Consider the following 14,984-nt stretch of genomic DNA (forward strand, 5'->3'; position numbering starts at 1 on the left):
CTCTCGTTAGTGCGCAGCGCTGGAAGCAGTGGATTGCCACTCATTTACCAGAGCTTCCAGGCCATTCATATGCTCTAAAACTCGCCAGGCACCGGCCTGAATAAGGCGCGCTGACTGCTCTGCATCCACATGGCTAGCGCCGACAAAACCAATCACACACATGCCTGCCGCGCGGGCGGCGGTCACCCCCGCTACGCTGTCTTCCACCACTAGGCAGTCCCGCGGCACTTGGCCAAGCTGGGAAGCTGCTAACTGGTAAAGTGCGGGGTCTGGTTTGGGATTCGCGACCTGTTCGGCGGTAAAAATGGGCACCTCGCCAAAGGCATCGGTTAAGCGTGTGCCTGCAAGCGATGCCACTACACGACTACGCCGACTGTTGGAAACCACCGCTTTGCTCAATGCGATGCTACGCACCGCCCTCTCGGCTCCCTCAATCGCTTTAAGCTCCCGCGCCAAGCGAGACTCAATAGCGGTATCCATCTGCTCGGTGGCATCAGATGGCAGCGTGTAGCTGCTTAACTGTTCGAGATGACGCAAAATATTAGCGGTGGTCATGCCCAATGCCTGGCTAAGCAACTTGGCAACATCAAGGTCTGGCAACCAGCGGCTGAGGTACTCCACCAGAGTGCCTTCAGCTAGCGCTTCGCTATCGACCAGCACACCATCACAGTCGAAGATCACCATCTTCATACCAACTCCTCAGATGAGGAGCCTGGGGCGCGATTATCGTGGCGTGTCAGCCCTGCAAGGGGATGCTGCTGCAAGCTTGTCAATGCCAAGCCGTTGCCATCGAACAGGTGGGCCCGCTCAGGGGCAAAGCCAAAACGCACTGTGTCATGCACCCGGTATGCCACATCGCCATCGGCCATAATGGTGACTAACGCATCGTCCATCTGAACGTAGAGCGAGGTTTGTCCGCCCAGGCGTTCAAGCACTTTGATCTGCCCGCTCAACGGCCCCTGCTCATCCAGCACCAAGTGCTCAGGACGGATACCTAACTCAAGCGCGGCATTGTCATTTAGCTGCTGACCATTCACCGGTACACTGCGCTCGCCGCCACCTGGTAGACGAATCACGACGCCATCGGGAGTAACGCTTGCCAGCGATACATTGAGGAAATTCATTTTTGGCGAGCCAATAAACCCCGCCACAAAACGATTGCGCGGATGGTGGTAGAGCGCCATGGGCGAGCCCACCTGCTCAACAACGCCATCGTGAAGCACGACGATTTTATCCGCCATGGTCATCGCTTCGATCTGGTCGTGGGTAACGTAGATCATGGTGGCGTCCAGTTCATCGTGCAGGCGCGCTAACTCGATACGCATCTGCACACGCAGGGCGGCATCCAGGTTGGAGAGCGGCTCATCGAACAGGAAGATGCTGGGGTTGCGCACGATGGCACGGCCAATGGCCACCCGCTGGCGCTGACCGCCGGAGAGCGCTTTGGGCTTACGGTCTAACAGCGGCTCAAGCTGAAGAATCTTGGCTGCTTCCAGTACCTTGGCACGGCGCTCCTCTTTGGGCACGCCCGCCAGGCGCATGCTGAAGCCCATGTTGCCCTCTACCGTCATGTGCGGATAAAGCGCATAGCTTTGAAACACCATGGCGAGACCACGGTCTGCAGGACCAACATCATTGATACGTTGGCCATCGATCAAAATATCGCCATCGGTAGCGCTTTCCAGACCGGCGATCATGCGCATCAAGGTCGATTTACCACAGCCAGAAGGACCAACGAAAACCACAAATTCGCGGTCATTCACCTCAAGGTCGATGCCCTTGATCACCTCGGTATCACCAAAACGCTTGGTAATATTGTTCAGTTGTAGTGTTGCCATGAGGAAAATCCTTTACTTGACGGCACCAAAGGTCAGGCCACGTACCATTTGTTTTTGGGTCATCCAGCCGAGTATTAAAATGGGCGCAATCGCCATGGTGGATGCTGCTGACAACTTGGCCCAGAACAGCCCCTCAGGACTTGAGAACGAGGCGATATAAGCGGTTAATGGAGCGGCTTTTGAAGAGGTTAGATTGAGACTCCAGAACGCCTCGTTCCAACTCAAAATGATCGACAACAGCCCCGTGGAGGCGATGCCTGGCAGCGTTAGCGGCAGCAGTAGAAAGCACACCTCCTGCAGCGTCGTGGCACCATCCATGCGTCCAGCTTCAAGAATGTCTTTAGGCATATCTTTAAAGAAGGTGTAGAGCATCCACACTACAATCGGCAGGTTCATCAGGGTGTAGATGATGATCAAACCGGTGCGGGTGTCGAGCAGGCCAACATCGCGGAAAATCAGATAGATCGGCACCAGTACCCCAACCGATGGCAGCATCTTGGTAGAGAGCATCCACAGCAAGGTGCCTTTGGTGCGTTTGGTAGGTAAAAAGGCCATGGCATAAGCACAGGGGATGGCAATTAACAGCGCGAAGAAGGTAGAGCCAAAGGCCACCGCCACGCTGTTAAGGGCAAACCGCGCATAGCCTGAGCGCGCCTGCACCGCCTGATAGCTTTCCAGGGTGGGCGAAAAAATCAGCGTAGGGTCGGCAATTGCCGCTGTTTCGGTTTTAAACCCGGTCAATATCATCCAGAAAATCGGAAAAAAGATGACCAGGGCAACCGACCAGCCCAGCACCGTGATAATGGCCCGCTTGGTTTGTGCTGACCGCCACCCCGTTACCGAGCGCGGCGCAGCCGTTTTGGAACCTAATGTTGTCATCGAAGTGCTCCCAAGACACAAGTGCCGGTCTAGTCTTCCAGGTTTTTGGCCACCATACGGACCAAGAAGATCGCCACGATATTGGCAAGGATGATCGCAATCACCCCACCGGCGGACGCAGTGCCCACGTCAAAATCGAGTAGCGCACGGATATAAATCAGGTAGGCCAGATTGGTGGTCGCTAAACCAGGGCCACCCGAGGTCGTCACAAAAATTTCTGCGAAAATAGTCAGCAGGAAGATCATTTCAATCATGACCACCACGCTGATCGCACGTCTTAAGTGCGGCAGGGTAATAAAGAAGAAAATAGCGATCGGCCCCGCGCCATCCATACGTGCCGCTTCTACCTGATCTTCATCCAGTGACTGCATGGCGGTGAGTAGAATCAACAGCGCAAAAGGTAGCCACTGCCAAGCGACGATAATCACAATGGAGGTCAGCGGTAGCGCCGAAAACCAATCCAAGGCAGGCAGTCCAACGGATTCAAACAGCCACGCCAGCACGCCGTTAGAGGGGTGCATCATCATGTTTTTCCACACCAGGGCGCTGACGGTGGGCATGACAAAAAAGGGCGAAATCGCCAACACACGGGCAACCCCTCGCCCGGCGAAATCCTGCTGAAACAGCACCGCCAGTAAGGTGCCGCCAATGACCGTAATCGCCAGCACTGACCCGACCAGCAGCAGCGTGTTGCCCATGGCCTTCCACAGCGCGGGGTCTGTTAGCAGATATTCGTAGTTTTCCACCCCGGCAAAACCGGCCATGTCGGGCATTAGCAGGTTGTAGTACTGGAAGGAGAACCATAGCGTCATGCCTAACGGCACAATCATCCATAGCAGTAGTAGCGTGACGGCTGGCGCTTGAAGTGAAAGCGTTCTCAGCCCGCCGACGGTACGGCCGGAAGCACGGGTTTTAGTCATGGGATTACCTGCGAAATACGAGGCTCTTTACGGATACGGCTAGACAACATCGATAAAGCGCCTGCCCACACTGTTAATAGCCAGGTGAACAGGCAGGCGCTGATTGCTTTTAACGTTCGATGTAGCCCGCTCGCTGCATCGTGCGTTCAGTGGCACGCTGGGCGTTGTCTAACGCCTGTTCAACCGTGGTGTCACCGGTTAACGCAGCGGCGATGGTTTGGCCTACTTGAGTACCAATCGATTGAAACTCAGGGATGTTGACTGTCTGTACGCCAACGTAAGGATTTGGCTCTAGAGTAGAGTCATTGGGGTCGGTTTCTTGAATGGCGCTGAGTACGAAATCTGCAAACGGCGCCGCTTCGGTGTACTGCTCATTGGCATAAGTCGATTCACGTGTGCCGGGAGGTACATTGGTCCAGCCTTGGGTTTCACCCACAAGCTCAATGTACGCTTCTGATGTGGCCCAGGTGATGAATTCAAGCGCCGCTTCCTGATTCTCGGAAGATGCCGGAATAGCGAGCGCCCAAGACCATAACCAGTGTGAGCCTTTGGGTGTTTCTGCTATCGGTGCTGGAGCGAAACCTAAACTATCCGCCACATCGGACTCATTTTCGTCAAACAGCTTACCTGCGGCTGAAGTGGCATCCACCCACATGGCACAGTTACCGCGTGCGAACAGCGCCAGGTTTTCGTTAAAGCCGTTAGAGCTCGCCCCTGGCGGGCCGTAATCGGTTAGCAAGTCGACATAAAACTGAATGGCGTTTACCCACGGCTTCGAATTGAGCTCAGGGTTCCACTCCTCATCAAACCAGCGGCCACCGTAGGTGTTCACAAGCGTGGTGAGGAAGGCCATATTCTCACCCCAGCCCGGCTTGCCACGTAAACAGATGCCGGCCAAGCCATCTTGAGTGCCGTGTAGCTCGCCTGCCCACTCGCGTACCTCTTCCCAGGTAGGCTGCTCGCTCATCTCAATGCCCGCTTCTTCGAACAGATCCGTACGGTAGTACATCATTGAGCTTTCAGCATAAAACGGCAGTGCGTGTAGTGTGCCATCCAGGCTTAAACCATCGCGCACGGAGGCCAGCAGATCGTCTTCGTTGTAGTTGCCGGGCAGGTTATCCAGCGGTGACAGCCAGCCGCGCTCTGCCCAAATAGGCACTTCATAAGTGCCGATAGTCATGACGTCAAATTGGCCGCCACCGGTGGCAATATCAGTGGTCATACGCTGGCGTAGCACATTCTCCTCAAGCACTACCCAGTCAAGGGTAATGTCGGGATGCGCTTCTTCAAAAGCCTCTGTGAGGCTCTGCATAATCACCATATCGTTATTATTAACCGTGGCCACGGTAATCGACGTTTGTGCCTGGGCGTGTCCCGCCATGAAAATGGCGGCCGCTAACGTAGTGACGGGCAAGTGACGTGCGAGTCGCATAAAGCACTCCTATGGGCATGTATTGGCATTGTTGTCGCCTTGATCTTTTTGATCATCAACCGAACAAATGATCGTACTTAAGCCAAAAAAAAGCAAAGCCCATGGGCTTAGACTTTACGCTAACTCATTAGCTTTGACGTATGTTGCGGCGCACGCACTAACACCTTATAGCGCCTCAACAATCTGGCGTGCCGCCACCTCATCGGTCACTAATCCTTTAAGCCAACCACCGCGCAATGCGGCATGAATCGCCGGGGCTTTTTCGCGGCCACCGGCAATGGCCACCATAAGATGCTCACTAAAGTACGCTAAGGGCAGGCTGGTAACCCGATGTGTAATCGAACAATCAATTACCTCGCCATTGCTGTTCAGCGGCCAGCCAAGCAGCTCGCCTACCGCTTTAAGCCCCAACAATTCATCCAGCTCACTTTCGCTAATAAAATGATCTTGAAATAGCGTTGCCTGACGATCAATGCGCCCAACGCCAATAAACGCGGCCTCTGACTCTTTGGCTACTTCGGCGATGGCCTTAAACAGTCGCTGCGTTAGCATCGCCTCTTTTTCAGCCAGCGATTCCGCCACGACGGGCGCGGGCAGTAAAAAGCGCTCGCCACCGGTTTTATCCGCCATAGCCATGACTGCATCGTAGCGGTTGGCCGAACCGTCCCGGGCCACATTACCTACCAGCGAAACAAACCGGTGCTGAGGTCGCTCAACGCGGCTAAGTGCCTCCACCGCTGCCCTTACCGAACGCCCGGTACCCAACGAAAGCGTGAGCGGTTCACTACGCTCTACCCATTGAGCAATGCGCTCGGCGGCGGCCACTGCCAGGTAAGAAGCAGCGCTGTCGAGTGCCTGGTTATCTGCCGGAACAACTTCGCAGTAGGTCAAACCAAAATGATCCCGTAGTGTGCTAGCCAGCGCCATGCAGGACGAAATAGGATGATCAATATGTACTTTCACCAGCCCTTCCTGACGGGCAAGCGCCAGCAAGCGCTGTACCCCCGGGCGCGATACGCCCAACTGGCAGGCAATCTCATCTTGAGTCATTCCGCCCACATACGACATCCAGGCAGCCCTAGCCGCCTGATCCAGCTTTACCTCAAACTTATCCATTCAACGGCTCTCTTATTGTTGACCAGTGCCACCATCATACAAAGCTAACGCCGCGACCAGAAGTCATCTATTCGTTACCATATAGGTAGCCTCCTCCCCACCATGGATCGATTAGCTGGAGATAGCGTATGTATAAAATGGCCTTTTTTGTTCCCGTAGACGCTGCCGAAAGCGTAAAACAAGCCGTGTTTGAAGCCGGAGCAGGCAGTATTGGTGATTATGAAAACGTTTGCTTTCAAACCCGCGGCACAGGCCAGTTTCGACCAACGGAAGGTGCCAACCCTCATATTGGCGCGGTTGGCAGCTTGGAAAGTGTGGAAGAGTTTAAAATCGAGATGGTCTGCGATGAAGCGCATATACACGGTGCCATCGCGGCACTAAAGCTTGCCCACCCCTATGAAGAAGTCGCTTATGATGTTTGGTTGCTGGCTGACCTGTAACAGCCTCTTGAAACATTCCAGATGGATCAGGCGCTACCAAAATAGCGTTCGCGATCTTCAGGGGTCACTATGCTGATATGAAGCGGAAATTCATTGTGTGGGCGGTCAGTGTAAAAGTGCCGTAGCGTGCGTTCAATGGTAGTGAAGGCAAGTTCATCCCAGGGAATCTCATGCTCTTCAAACAGCGCGACTTCGAGACTTTCTGGCCCAGCGCTAAAGCCACCGACAAGCTCTGCGCGAAAAATCATATACACCTGATTGATATGCGGTAGGTCAATAAGCGTATAAAGGTTGGCTAGTTCGACCTCGGCACAGGCCTCTTCCCGGGTTTCTCTAGCCGCCGCCTGTTGGGTCGATTCAGCGTTTTCCATATAACCAGCAGGCAGTGTCCAGTAACCTTTGCGCGGCGCAATCGCACGCTTGCAGAGCAACACTTTGCTACCGCTAACCGGCAGGGTACCGGCTACAATGCGCGGATTCTGATAATGAATAGTACTGCAGGCATCGCACAGGTAGCGTGGGCGATCATCGCCTTCAGGAACGCCAAAACGTACTTTATCACCACAGTGGCTACAAAAATTCATCGCGTACTCTCAACGGCTAGTGAATAGAAGCCTCGACGCGCTTGACGTCAATGACCGCTGCTGGGTAAAAGAGAACAAAGCTATTGGATGCCCCATGTTAGAGAAACTCCGCAAACAGCTGCAACAACTGACGCCTCAACGCTTGGATCACATCGTGATGCCCGAGGCGGCCGTGCTGTTGCCGATTGTTGACCGTCCAGCACCCACTTTACTATTTACCCGTCGTGCCAGCCACTTGAGCACCCACAGCGGCCAAGTGGCGTTTCCAGGCGGCAAGCGCGAGCCCTACGACACCGACCTTTACGCCACGGCGCTACGTGAAGCTGAAGAGGAGATTGCCCTTGACCCACAGCTTGTGCAACCGCTGGGGCGGCTGTCTGATGTCATTTCACTGCATGGCATTCGCGTAACCCCATGGGTAGGCATTATTCCACCCGACCTACCGCTGATTGCCGACCCTGGTGAATTAGACGCCATCTTTGAAGTGCCGCTAAGCCACTTTTTGGATGATCATCGCACCCATACCGATGTGATTACCGTGGATGGCGTTGCCCACTATGTGCCTAGCTACCATGTTGATGGCCATGTAATCTGGGGGCTGTCGGCGATGATGCTGGTCGAGCTATTAGCCGAAGGCTTTGGGATGCCGATTGATTTATATCAGCGCCCCTTAGGCCCACTGCGCCACTACCCTGAACGTAAAAGCCGACTGTCTAATCCCGCAGCGAACTCTCCCCGTTCGACGCCATCGAGATCCAACAAATGACCCCCAGTGTTAAGACATTTACGCCAGTGCTACAGCCATCGACCCAGGTGAAGCTTGTCGATGCGCTGGTTGAGCAGGGTTGGTACGTCGGGCGCGGGGTAATCGACCTAAGGCTTTGCGAAGCGCTGAATAGCGAGGTTCTGCATAGAGCAGCGTATAACGGCCTGGATGAAGCGGGCATTGGCCGTGGTCAGCAGCATCTGCTGCGTAAAGATATCCGGGGCGATGCCATTCACTGGCTTGATCGTGAAAGCGCCGCTCAACGGCGTTATCTAGAGGCTATGAGCGAACTACAACAGGCGCTTAACCACGCGCTGTTTTTAGGCCTATTTGAGTATGAAGCCCATTTTGCCCACTACCCGCCTGGGGCTTTTTATCAGCGCCACCTGGATAGTTTCCGTGGCCGCGCTAACCGCATCATCTCTACCGTCGGCTATTTAACGCCTGACTGGCCTAGCGATGGCGGCGGTGAAATGGTTATCTACCACCCGGACGACCCCAGCCAAGAGGTCGCCCGGGTAGTACCAGAGGCAGGTACCTTTGCCTGTTTCTTATCAGAAAAGATCCCTCATGAAGTGCTGCCCACCCGCTGCCCTCGCTCCAGCATTGCGGGCTGGTTCCGACGTAATGCGTCGCTGGGTGGCGTACTTGATCCTGCGCGCTAACCATGACGCAGCCAGATCAACAGGCGCTGTATGCGCGTATCGCGGCCTTGGAGGCGCAAAACAGAGCGCTCGAAGAGGAGAAGTGCCACTACCAGTGGTTAGCGGAAAGCACGACCGATCTGATTTCCCGCCATGCCCGTGATGGCACCTTCCTTTACGCTTCCCAAGCGGCACGAGAGTTAATCGGCTATGAGCCCGACGAGTTGCTGGGCGTCTCTGCCTATCGGCTTTTTCACCCGGACGATTTAAGCGATCTGCTCAATAAGTCGCCGCGCGTTTACTACCGCGATGGCTTTTATCAGCACACCTACCGCTTTCGCGCCAACGCTGGCCACTATGTGTGGTTTGAAACCACTAGCCGTACGCGCCGCGACCCGCACACAGGTGAGCTGCTGGATATTCTCTGCGTCTCGCGTGACGTGGGTTTACGCAAAGCAGGTGAAGCCCAAGCACGTCGCCACCAAGAGCAGATTGCCCACGCCAATCGGTTAGCGATCACGGGCGAGCTGGCCTCCAATATTGCCCATGAACTCAATCAGCCTTTGGGTGCGATTGCCAACTATGCTAATGGGGCGCTGCTAAAAGTTAACAACACGCCGACGCTTGCTGCCTCTGAGCTCACGCTGCCACTTACCCGTATTGATGAACAGGTCCAGCGCTTGGCTGAGCGCCTGCGCCATATTCGCAGTTTTGTACGCAAAGGTAGCACTCAAGTCAGTGCGATTTCGCTTAGCGAGACCATTAATGCTGCCTGCCAGCTATGCGAATGGCAATTCCAACAAGCGGGTCTTCAGATCATAGTCGAGCTGCCTGGCGTGCTACCAAGAGTGCATGCTGACCCTGTCGCCCTTGAACAGGTGCTAATCAACCTATTGCTAAATGCACTGGAGGCTAGCCGTCACGTCACGACGGCTAAGCAGGTGCTGCTTAGCGCCGAATATATCGACACCCGCCAAGTGAGCTTCAGCGCGAGTGATCAAGGTGCGGGCGTAGCTGATAACCAGCAAACGGCTATCTTTGAACCCTTTCATACCACCCGCAATGAAGGATTAGGCATGGGCCTTGCCATCAGTCGTTCGTTAATGGAAGCCATGGGCGGCTCGCTTTCACTAGCTGAGCCGTTACAACCGTCAAAGGGGCGGTTCTGCGGCGCATGCTTTGTCGGTACACTGCGCAGTGAAGAGATGCCAACCCGAAAGACAGGACACACACCGTGACAACCTCTGCTCATGCTCCAAGCGCTGCGCCCTGCATTGCCATTGTGGATGACGATCAGGCGTTACGTGATTCACTGGTATGGTTATTAGAATCGGTGGGGATGACAACTTACGCCTACGCTGACGGCGAAAGCTTTCTTGCGGCAGCTAGTGATGACGTTGACGTACTGTTGCTGGATGTCCGAATGCCTGGGATGAGTGGCTTACAGGTTCAGCAGCTGTTGGCTGACCAAAAAGCGATGCTTCCGGTGATTATGATGACCGGCCATGGCGATGTTCCCATGGCGGTGGCCGCATTAAAAAATGCGGCGTTCGACTTCATTGAGAAACCGTTTAACCATCAGCAGTTGATCGATACTGTTCAGCAAGCGCTGGCACTCTCTCACCATCAGCGCGATGCAGCGCAACAATACGCCCTGCTACAGCAACGCTATCAAGCCCTACGGCCCAAAGAGCAGCGCATTGTTTTACACGTGGCGGAAGGCATGACCAGCCGTGAGATTGCTGAGCACATGCAGATCAGCGTCAAAACGGTAGAGGTGTATCGGCTGCGCGCCATGAAAACAATGGCGGCAGCCAATTTAGCTCAATTGGTAAGGCAAGCGGTGGCACTCAGGCTAGTCACCGCCTTACCACCTAACACCCTATTATCTTAGCGGCTGCAAACGCTTAAATCAGCGGAACCACTAACCCATCTGAGCGCTCTAGGGTCTCACGTACTTGCTCGTAATCCACTACACGTGGTGAGCCATCTTCGTGCTGTTCAACAAGGCTAATCAATTCCAGCAAAGTGCTCATGCCCTCTTCTTGCTCGCTTAATGCTGCAAATGATTGAACATGCGGCGTACCCTGCTCATCCCAGCCTAACTTTATCGATTCATCAATAATATTCACCTGGGTGCCATCAGGAATGCGTCCAAAAATTGATTCGATATCCTCAGGGTACATACGAATGCAGCCACGGCTGGCGCGCATTCCAATACCATCAGGCTGGTTAGTGCCATGAATCAGGTAGCCAGGGATATCCAACAAAATGGCGTGACGCCCCAAGGGATTGTCTGGACCAGGGGGAACAACCGCTGGTGCAGGGTCACCCCTTTCAGCGGCTTCTTCACGAATAGAGCGCGGCGGATACCAAGCCGGATCTTGCAGACGCATTCTAGTATGGGTGATGCCCAACGGCGTATTGTAGCCATCTCGGCCTATGCCTATGGGATACGTTTCTACACGCGGCGTTTCGCCTGCAGCCACTTCGGGGTAGTAATAAAGACGTAGCTCAGCGACGTTAATGACGAGCCCCTTTCGCTCTTCATCAGGCAGAATATGTCGTGCAGGAATCGTCACTTCTGTGCCCTCGCCTGGCACCCAAATGCTCACATCAGGGTTAGCAAAGCGAATTTCGTCATAGCCAACGTTATGTTCCCGGGCAATATCGACAAGCGTGTCGTCTGCGCTTGCGGTCACTGTATAAATACTGCCTACGATGCTGCCTTCTTCAGGCAACGGATAGTGACCCTTAGGCCAATCATCGCTCTCTGCGGTTGCCACAGTGGCAAACAGCCACGTGCTCAGAGCAATGCCGCCTACCAAAAGCTGCTTGATACGCTGAAATGGTAGGGAACGCTCAGGGGATATTGTCATCAGGTCTCCTTATTATGTGGCAGCTACTTAATAGGCTATTTGATGGGAATATGCCCACACCAGCGCGGCAGGTCAACAGGGCAGAGTGCCGCATCAATCTTACAGGGATTTTCGGAGAACGACTTTTGATCAAGAAAAATGAAGTTTTTTTGGGTAGGCATCGGTCAAGCCACAGCCTGCACCGTTAAGGACTTATTACTTTTTTAGCTATAAAACAGACCCACTCCAAAGCTCTATTCGTTAGTTTTTTTAATGGATTAGTTGAAATTATGAACATAGCGTCTAAGATGTAAGAGTCTTAGCGCAGTGAAGCGCAAGCAAGTATAAGTAAAGCATCAGCACAAATAGCTAATGTAATTGCTTATGAAATTTCAGGAATAATAGTAGTGCTGTACTAAGCAGCATAAGCAAAGACTGCTATTAATTTGTTTAGGCCAGAATGTGGATATATTCAGCCTTAATGCAAGCGCAAGGAGCAAGTAAAATGAAAATGATCAAATCAGCAGTTCTCGGTACACTTATGGTTCCTGCCTTCATGTTCGCTGCAGGTTCTGCAAGCGCACAAGAAAGCACCGTTGGTATGGAAGCCACCTACCTGACGAACCAGCCTGCAAACACCTTCTATGCAGACTCCTTGACCGGTAACAATGTCAAAAGCTCTGTAGAAGATGACGAAAATATCGGCACCATCAATGATCTTATTATCGATGAAGATGGCCAAATTAACGCAGTGATCGTTGGCGTTGGCGGTTTCCTTGGTATGGGTGAAAAAGATGTGGCCATTGAGTGGGATTCACTTGAGCTGACCAAAGACGAAGACGGCGATGATTACGTTATTCGTGTAAATGCGTCACAAGATGCACTTGAAGAAGCTGATGAGTATGAGCGCAACTAATTAGTTAGCGCTTAGCCCTAAAAGCCCTGGCATCTGCCAGGGCTTTTTTATTGCGCCCAACATAATTAAGCACACACAAATCAATTTCAAAATGATTAAAAAATACCGCCCCATTTAGACAATAGGACGGCACCATAACTTATGTTATTAAAATCTTAAAGTTAGCCTTTTAATTTAGCGGTCATACTAATGTCCGCATTTAGAACCTTAGAAACTGGACAGTTGGCTTTAGCAGTCTCTGCGGCTTCCTGAAACGCTGCGTCGTCTGCACCGCTTATTGATGCAACCACATCCAGGTGAATTTTAGAAATATCAAAACCTGCATCGCTCTGGGAAAGCGTTACTTTAGCGGTAGTTTCAATAGCGTCAGCGGTATAGCCTTTCTCACCCAAGATCATTGAGAGAGCCATTGAGAAACAGCTGGCGTGCGCCGCACCGATCAGCTCTTCTGGATTAGTGCCTTTTTCATCCTCAAAGCGCTTGCTGAAGGAGTACTTGGCATCTAATACGCCACTTTCAGTTGAAACGGTGCCCTTACCATCCTTGAGTCCACCTTCCCAACGTGCGCTAGCTTTACGATCCATGAACAACTCCTTGTGCGTAGCCAATATACAAAACATGTTGTCAATCAAGTCATGAAGGCGATTGCCATCACGACTACCTACCCAGAGTAGCTGATTTTCAACCATTCTGCCGACCCAAGCTTTCTCCATGGCTTCCATCGCTCTGGGTTCAGACGTAAGCTAGTTAGCTATCTAATCGAATTCCCTTAAAAATTAAGGACCCGCCATGTCATCGGCTGATGCGCTGCGCTTAATACTGCTCTCTTCACTATGGGGCCTGTCATTTATTTTCATGCGCGTTGCTGCCCCTGAGTTTGGCGCGGTGCCATTGGTATTCGTTCGTATGGGAATTGGTGCCCTACTGTTAATGCCGTTACTTATCAGCCTGCACTACCTTCGGCTTATCTGGGAGCATAAAGGGCCGCTGTTATTTTTGGGCATTGTGAACCATGTGCTGCCTTTTTCATTGCTTGCACTCGCCACCACGCGCTTGGAAGCTGGCTTCACGTCACTGATCAACGCCACGACCCCTATTTTCACTGCGCTGCTTGGTGCCCTGTTTTTCGCCACCGCCATACAGCGTCAGCAGTATCTGGGGCTAGCGTTGGCGCTGCTTGGCGTTTATGTACTTTCTGCTGATAGGTTGGACTTTGCCTTGGGTGGCGACGGCTGGTTTATTTTAGCCGTACTGGGAGCAACGTTTTGCTACGGCATTGCGGGCAACTACTCCAAAACGCGCCTTAGTCACCTACCCACCCGAGTGCTGGCAGCGGGTAGCAGTGCGATGTCGGCGTTGGTGCTGCTGATACCCGGAATTTTGCTCTGGCCAAGCGACCCCATTAGCCCATTAGCCTGGGGTAATGCGTTGGCCTTGGCGGCGCTAAGCACCACGCTGGCATTTCTACTCTACTTTGGTTTGCTCGCCAGCGCAGGGGCTACTGCCACCTCCACAGTGACTTTTTTGGTGCCGGTCAGCGCGCTGCTGTGGGGCTATTTACTGCTTGATGAGACGCTTACGGTGCAGATTATTGCCGGCATGGTGATTACCCTGATCGGCACAGCCATTGCGACAAAACTACTGCGCTTTAAACGCCGCGGAGCGTTGGTTTCACCGCGTCCCCCACACGAATAACGCTTTCCACGCCAGCAAGTAGCGTAGCGTTCTGGCCAAAATGTGCGCCTTTTAGTGCCGGCTGGGTGTTCAACGCTAACAGGGTTTTTAACGGCTCAGCGGGCTCTGGCACCGCCGCCGTTTGCTGGTCAATGGTGGTGATTTTGCAGCGTTGGCAGGGCTTACGTAGTGCTAACTGAAAAGCACCATTTTGTTCAGAAAGCGATGACCAGCGATCTTCCGCCCACGCCTGGTCACTCGCAATCACGATATTAGGCCGAAACCGATTCATGGGCACCGCAGACTGGCCACTATCCAACAGCGCTCGGTTCAGCGCATCCAGCGATCCTGTCGTGGTGATTAAAAAGGGATAGCCATCGGCGAAATAGGTATGTGCCGCCCCACCGTCGAGAAAATCCGCTTCCACCGCACGCTTAAACTCACTGGCAAAACGAACCAGGCTAAGCCCTTGTGCCTGCTCCCCCAAGGCATCGACCAGCCAACGCGAGACCTCTTCGCTCTCAGGTAGCGCTTTGCAGTGATCATTCCACACACTCACCAAGCGCAGATTACCTTTAGGTTCAGTCAACGGAACGTTCAATGGTGAAACGTTAGGATGCGACAGCACCAAGTGCTCGTCGGTCAGTGCAACCTCAATGGTGGCAAGCGCTGGCAGTTGGCGCTGGGTAACAAAGCGCTGCTGGGCATCCACCAGCATCCAGCGGCGGTCCCAGGCTAGCCCGTGCTCTTCCAGCACGCTCTGGTAAACGCTAATGCCTTTTAGTGACTTAACGGGGTAAATGTTGAGTTGAGTAATCTTCACGACGGCCTCGCGACGAGTAAAACGTCTACTTTAGCCAGTCTGCTGCCAAGCAGCTACCGTGAACTCCGTTTATGGCCCTGGGCTTATGGTGCTA

Annotated in this window: 17 protein-coding genes; 7 read left to right on the plus strand and 10 right to left on the minus strand. The window is 53.3% G+C overall.

Annotated elements, in window-relative coordinates:
• Positions 1-6: 6 nt before the first annotated feature.
• From ACQKE4_RS01685 to ACQKE4_RS01710, 6 genes are all read right to left on the minus strand, one after another.
• Positions 7-690 (minus strand): HAD family hydrolase, encoded by a 684-nt coding sequence (locus ACQKE4_RS01685; RefSeq protein WP_427386606.1) that lies wholly within the window; start codon positions 688-690, stop codon positions 7-9.
• Positions 687-1,838: an ABC transporter ATP-binding protein gene (locus ACQKE4_RS01690; protein ID WP_427386607.1), complete on the minus strand. Its 1,152-nt coding sequence runs from the start codon at positions 1,836-1,838 to the stop codon at positions 687-689. The genes ACQKE4_RS01685 and ACQKE4_RS01690 overlap by 4 nt, the downstream gene beginning before the upstream one ends.
• 12 nt (positions 1,839-1,850) lie before the next feature.
• A complete protein-coding gene (locus ACQKE4_RS01695) occupies positions 1,851-2,717 on the minus strand; it encodes a carbohydrate ABC transporter permease (RefSeq protein WP_427386608.1) in 867 nt (288 codons plus the stop codon).
• Between the two features lie 29 nt (positions 2,718-2,746).
• Positions 2,747-3,637 carry a carbohydrate ABC transporter permease gene (locus ACQKE4_RS01700; protein ID WP_427386609.1) on the minus strand — a complete coding sequence of 297 codons (891 nt, stop codon included), beginning with the start codon at positions 3,635-3,637 and terminating at the stop codon, positions 2,747-2,749.
• A 109-nt stretch (positions 3,638-3,746) separates the two neighbouring features.
• Positions 3,747-5,069 (minus strand): ABC transporter substrate-binding protein, encoded by a 1,323-nt coding sequence (locus tag ACQKE4_RS01705; RefSeq protein ID WP_427386610.1) that lies wholly within the window; start codon positions 5,067-5,069, stop codon positions 3,747-3,749.
• A gap of 165 nt (positions 5,070-5,234) precedes the next feature.
• The gene (locus tag ACQKE4_RS01710; RefSeq protein ID WP_427386611.1) at positions 5,235-6,185 is read right to left on the minus strand and encodes a sugar-binding transcriptional regulator; all 951 of its coding nucleotides are present in this window, start codon (positions 6,183-6,185) and stop codon (positions 5,235-5,237) included.
• 128 nt (positions 6,186-6,313) lie between these two features.
• On the opposite strand from ACQKE4_RS01710, the gene ACQKE4_RS01715 reads away from it, so the two are divergent.
• Complete coding sequence (locus tag ACQKE4_RS01715) at positions 6,314-6,625, plus strand: NGG1p interacting factor NIF3 (protein ID WP_427386612.1); 312 nt, start codon at positions 6,314-6,316, stop codon at positions 6,623-6,625.
• 26 nt (positions 6,626-6,651) lie between these two features.
• Here ACQKE4_RS01715 and ACQKE4_RS01720 read toward each other — a convergent pair whose 3' ends face one another.
• Positions 6,652-7,209 carry an NUDIX hydrolase gene (locus ACQKE4_RS01720; RefSeq protein ID WP_427386613.1) on the minus strand — a complete coding sequence of 186 codons (558 nt, stop codon included), beginning with the start codon at positions 7,207-7,209 and terminating at the stop codon, positions 6,652-6,654.
• Between the two features lie 94 nt (positions 7,210-7,303).
• Between ACQKE4_RS01720 and ACQKE4_RS01725 the strand changes: the two genes are divergently transcribed.
• The 4 genes from ACQKE4_RS01725 to ACQKE4_RS01740 are packed head-to-tail and all read left to right on the plus strand — an operon-like array spanning position 7,304 to position 10,513.
• On the plus strand, positions 7,304-7,975 hold the full coding sequence (locus ACQKE4_RS01725; protein ID WP_427386614.1) for a CoA pyrophosphatase: 672 nt from the start codon (positions 7,304-7,306) through the stop codon (positions 7,973-7,975).
• A complete protein-coding gene (locus ACQKE4_RS01730) occupies positions 7,972-8,640 on the plus strand; it encodes a 2OG-Fe(II) oxygenase (protein ID WP_427386615.1) in 669 nt (222 codons plus the stop codon). Before ACQKE4_RS01725 ends, ACQKE4_RS01730 begins: the two co-directional genes overlap by 4 nt.
• Positions 8,641-8,642: 2 nt before the next feature.
• Positions 8,643-9,857: a sensor histidine kinase gene (locus tag ACQKE4_RS01735; protein WP_427386616.1), complete on the plus strand. Its 1,215-nt coding sequence runs from the start codon at positions 8,643-8,645 to the stop codon at positions 9,855-9,857.
• A complete protein-coding gene (locus ACQKE4_RS01740) occupies positions 9,854-10,513 on the plus strand; it encodes a response regulator transcription factor (RefSeq protein ID WP_427386617.1) in 660 nt (219 codons plus the stop codon). The genes ACQKE4_RS01735 and ACQKE4_RS01740 overlap by 4 nt, the downstream gene beginning before the upstream one ends.
• Positions 10,514-10,526: 13 nt before the next feature.
• Here ACQKE4_RS01740 and ACQKE4_RS01745 read toward each other — a convergent pair whose 3' ends face one another.
• Complete coding sequence (locus tag ACQKE4_RS01745) at positions 10,527-11,498, minus strand: L,D-transpeptidase family protein (protein WP_427386618.1); 972 nt, start codon at positions 11,496-11,498, stop codon at positions 10,527-10,529.
• A gap of 484 nt (positions 11,499-11,982) precedes the next feature.
• Between ACQKE4_RS01745 and ACQKE4_RS01750 the strand changes: the two genes are divergently transcribed.
• Positions 11,983-12,393 carry a PRC-barrel domain-containing protein gene (locus ACQKE4_RS01750; protein WP_427386619.1) on the plus strand — a complete coding sequence of 137 codons (411 nt, stop codon included), beginning with the start codon at positions 11,983-11,985 and terminating at the stop codon, positions 12,391-12,393.
• 161 nt (positions 12,394-12,554) lie between these two features.
• On the opposite strand, the gene ACQKE4_RS01755 is transcribed toward ACQKE4_RS01750, so the two are convergent.
• Complete coding sequence (locus tag ACQKE4_RS01755) at positions 12,555-12,977, minus strand: OsmC family protein (protein ID WP_427386689.1); 423 nt, start codon at positions 12,975-12,977, stop codon at positions 12,555-12,557.
• 205 nt (positions 12,978-13,182) lie between these two features.
• On the opposite strand from ACQKE4_RS01755, the gene ACQKE4_RS01760 reads away from it, so the two are divergent.
• Positions 13,183-14,088, plus strand: a complete 906-nt coding sequence (locus ACQKE4_RS01760) for a DMT family transporter (protein ID WP_427386620.1) — start codon at positions 13,183-13,185, stop codon at positions 14,086-14,088.
• On the opposite strand, the gene ACQKE4_RS01765 is transcribed toward ACQKE4_RS01760, so the two are convergent.
• A complete protein-coding gene (locus tag ACQKE4_RS01765; RefSeq protein WP_427386621.1) occupies positions 14,042-14,890 on the minus strand; it encodes an MOSC domain-containing protein in 849 nt (282 codons plus the stop codon). The genes ACQKE4_RS01760 and ACQKE4_RS01765 overlap by 47 nt on opposite strands.
• Positions 14,891-14,984 lie beyond the last annotated feature (94 nt).

The sequence above is a fragment of the Halomonas sp. NPDC076908 genome (genome assembly GCF_050269715.1).
GTDB lineage: Bacteria > Pseudomonadota > Gammaproteobacteria > Pseudomonadales > Halomonadaceae > Vreelandella.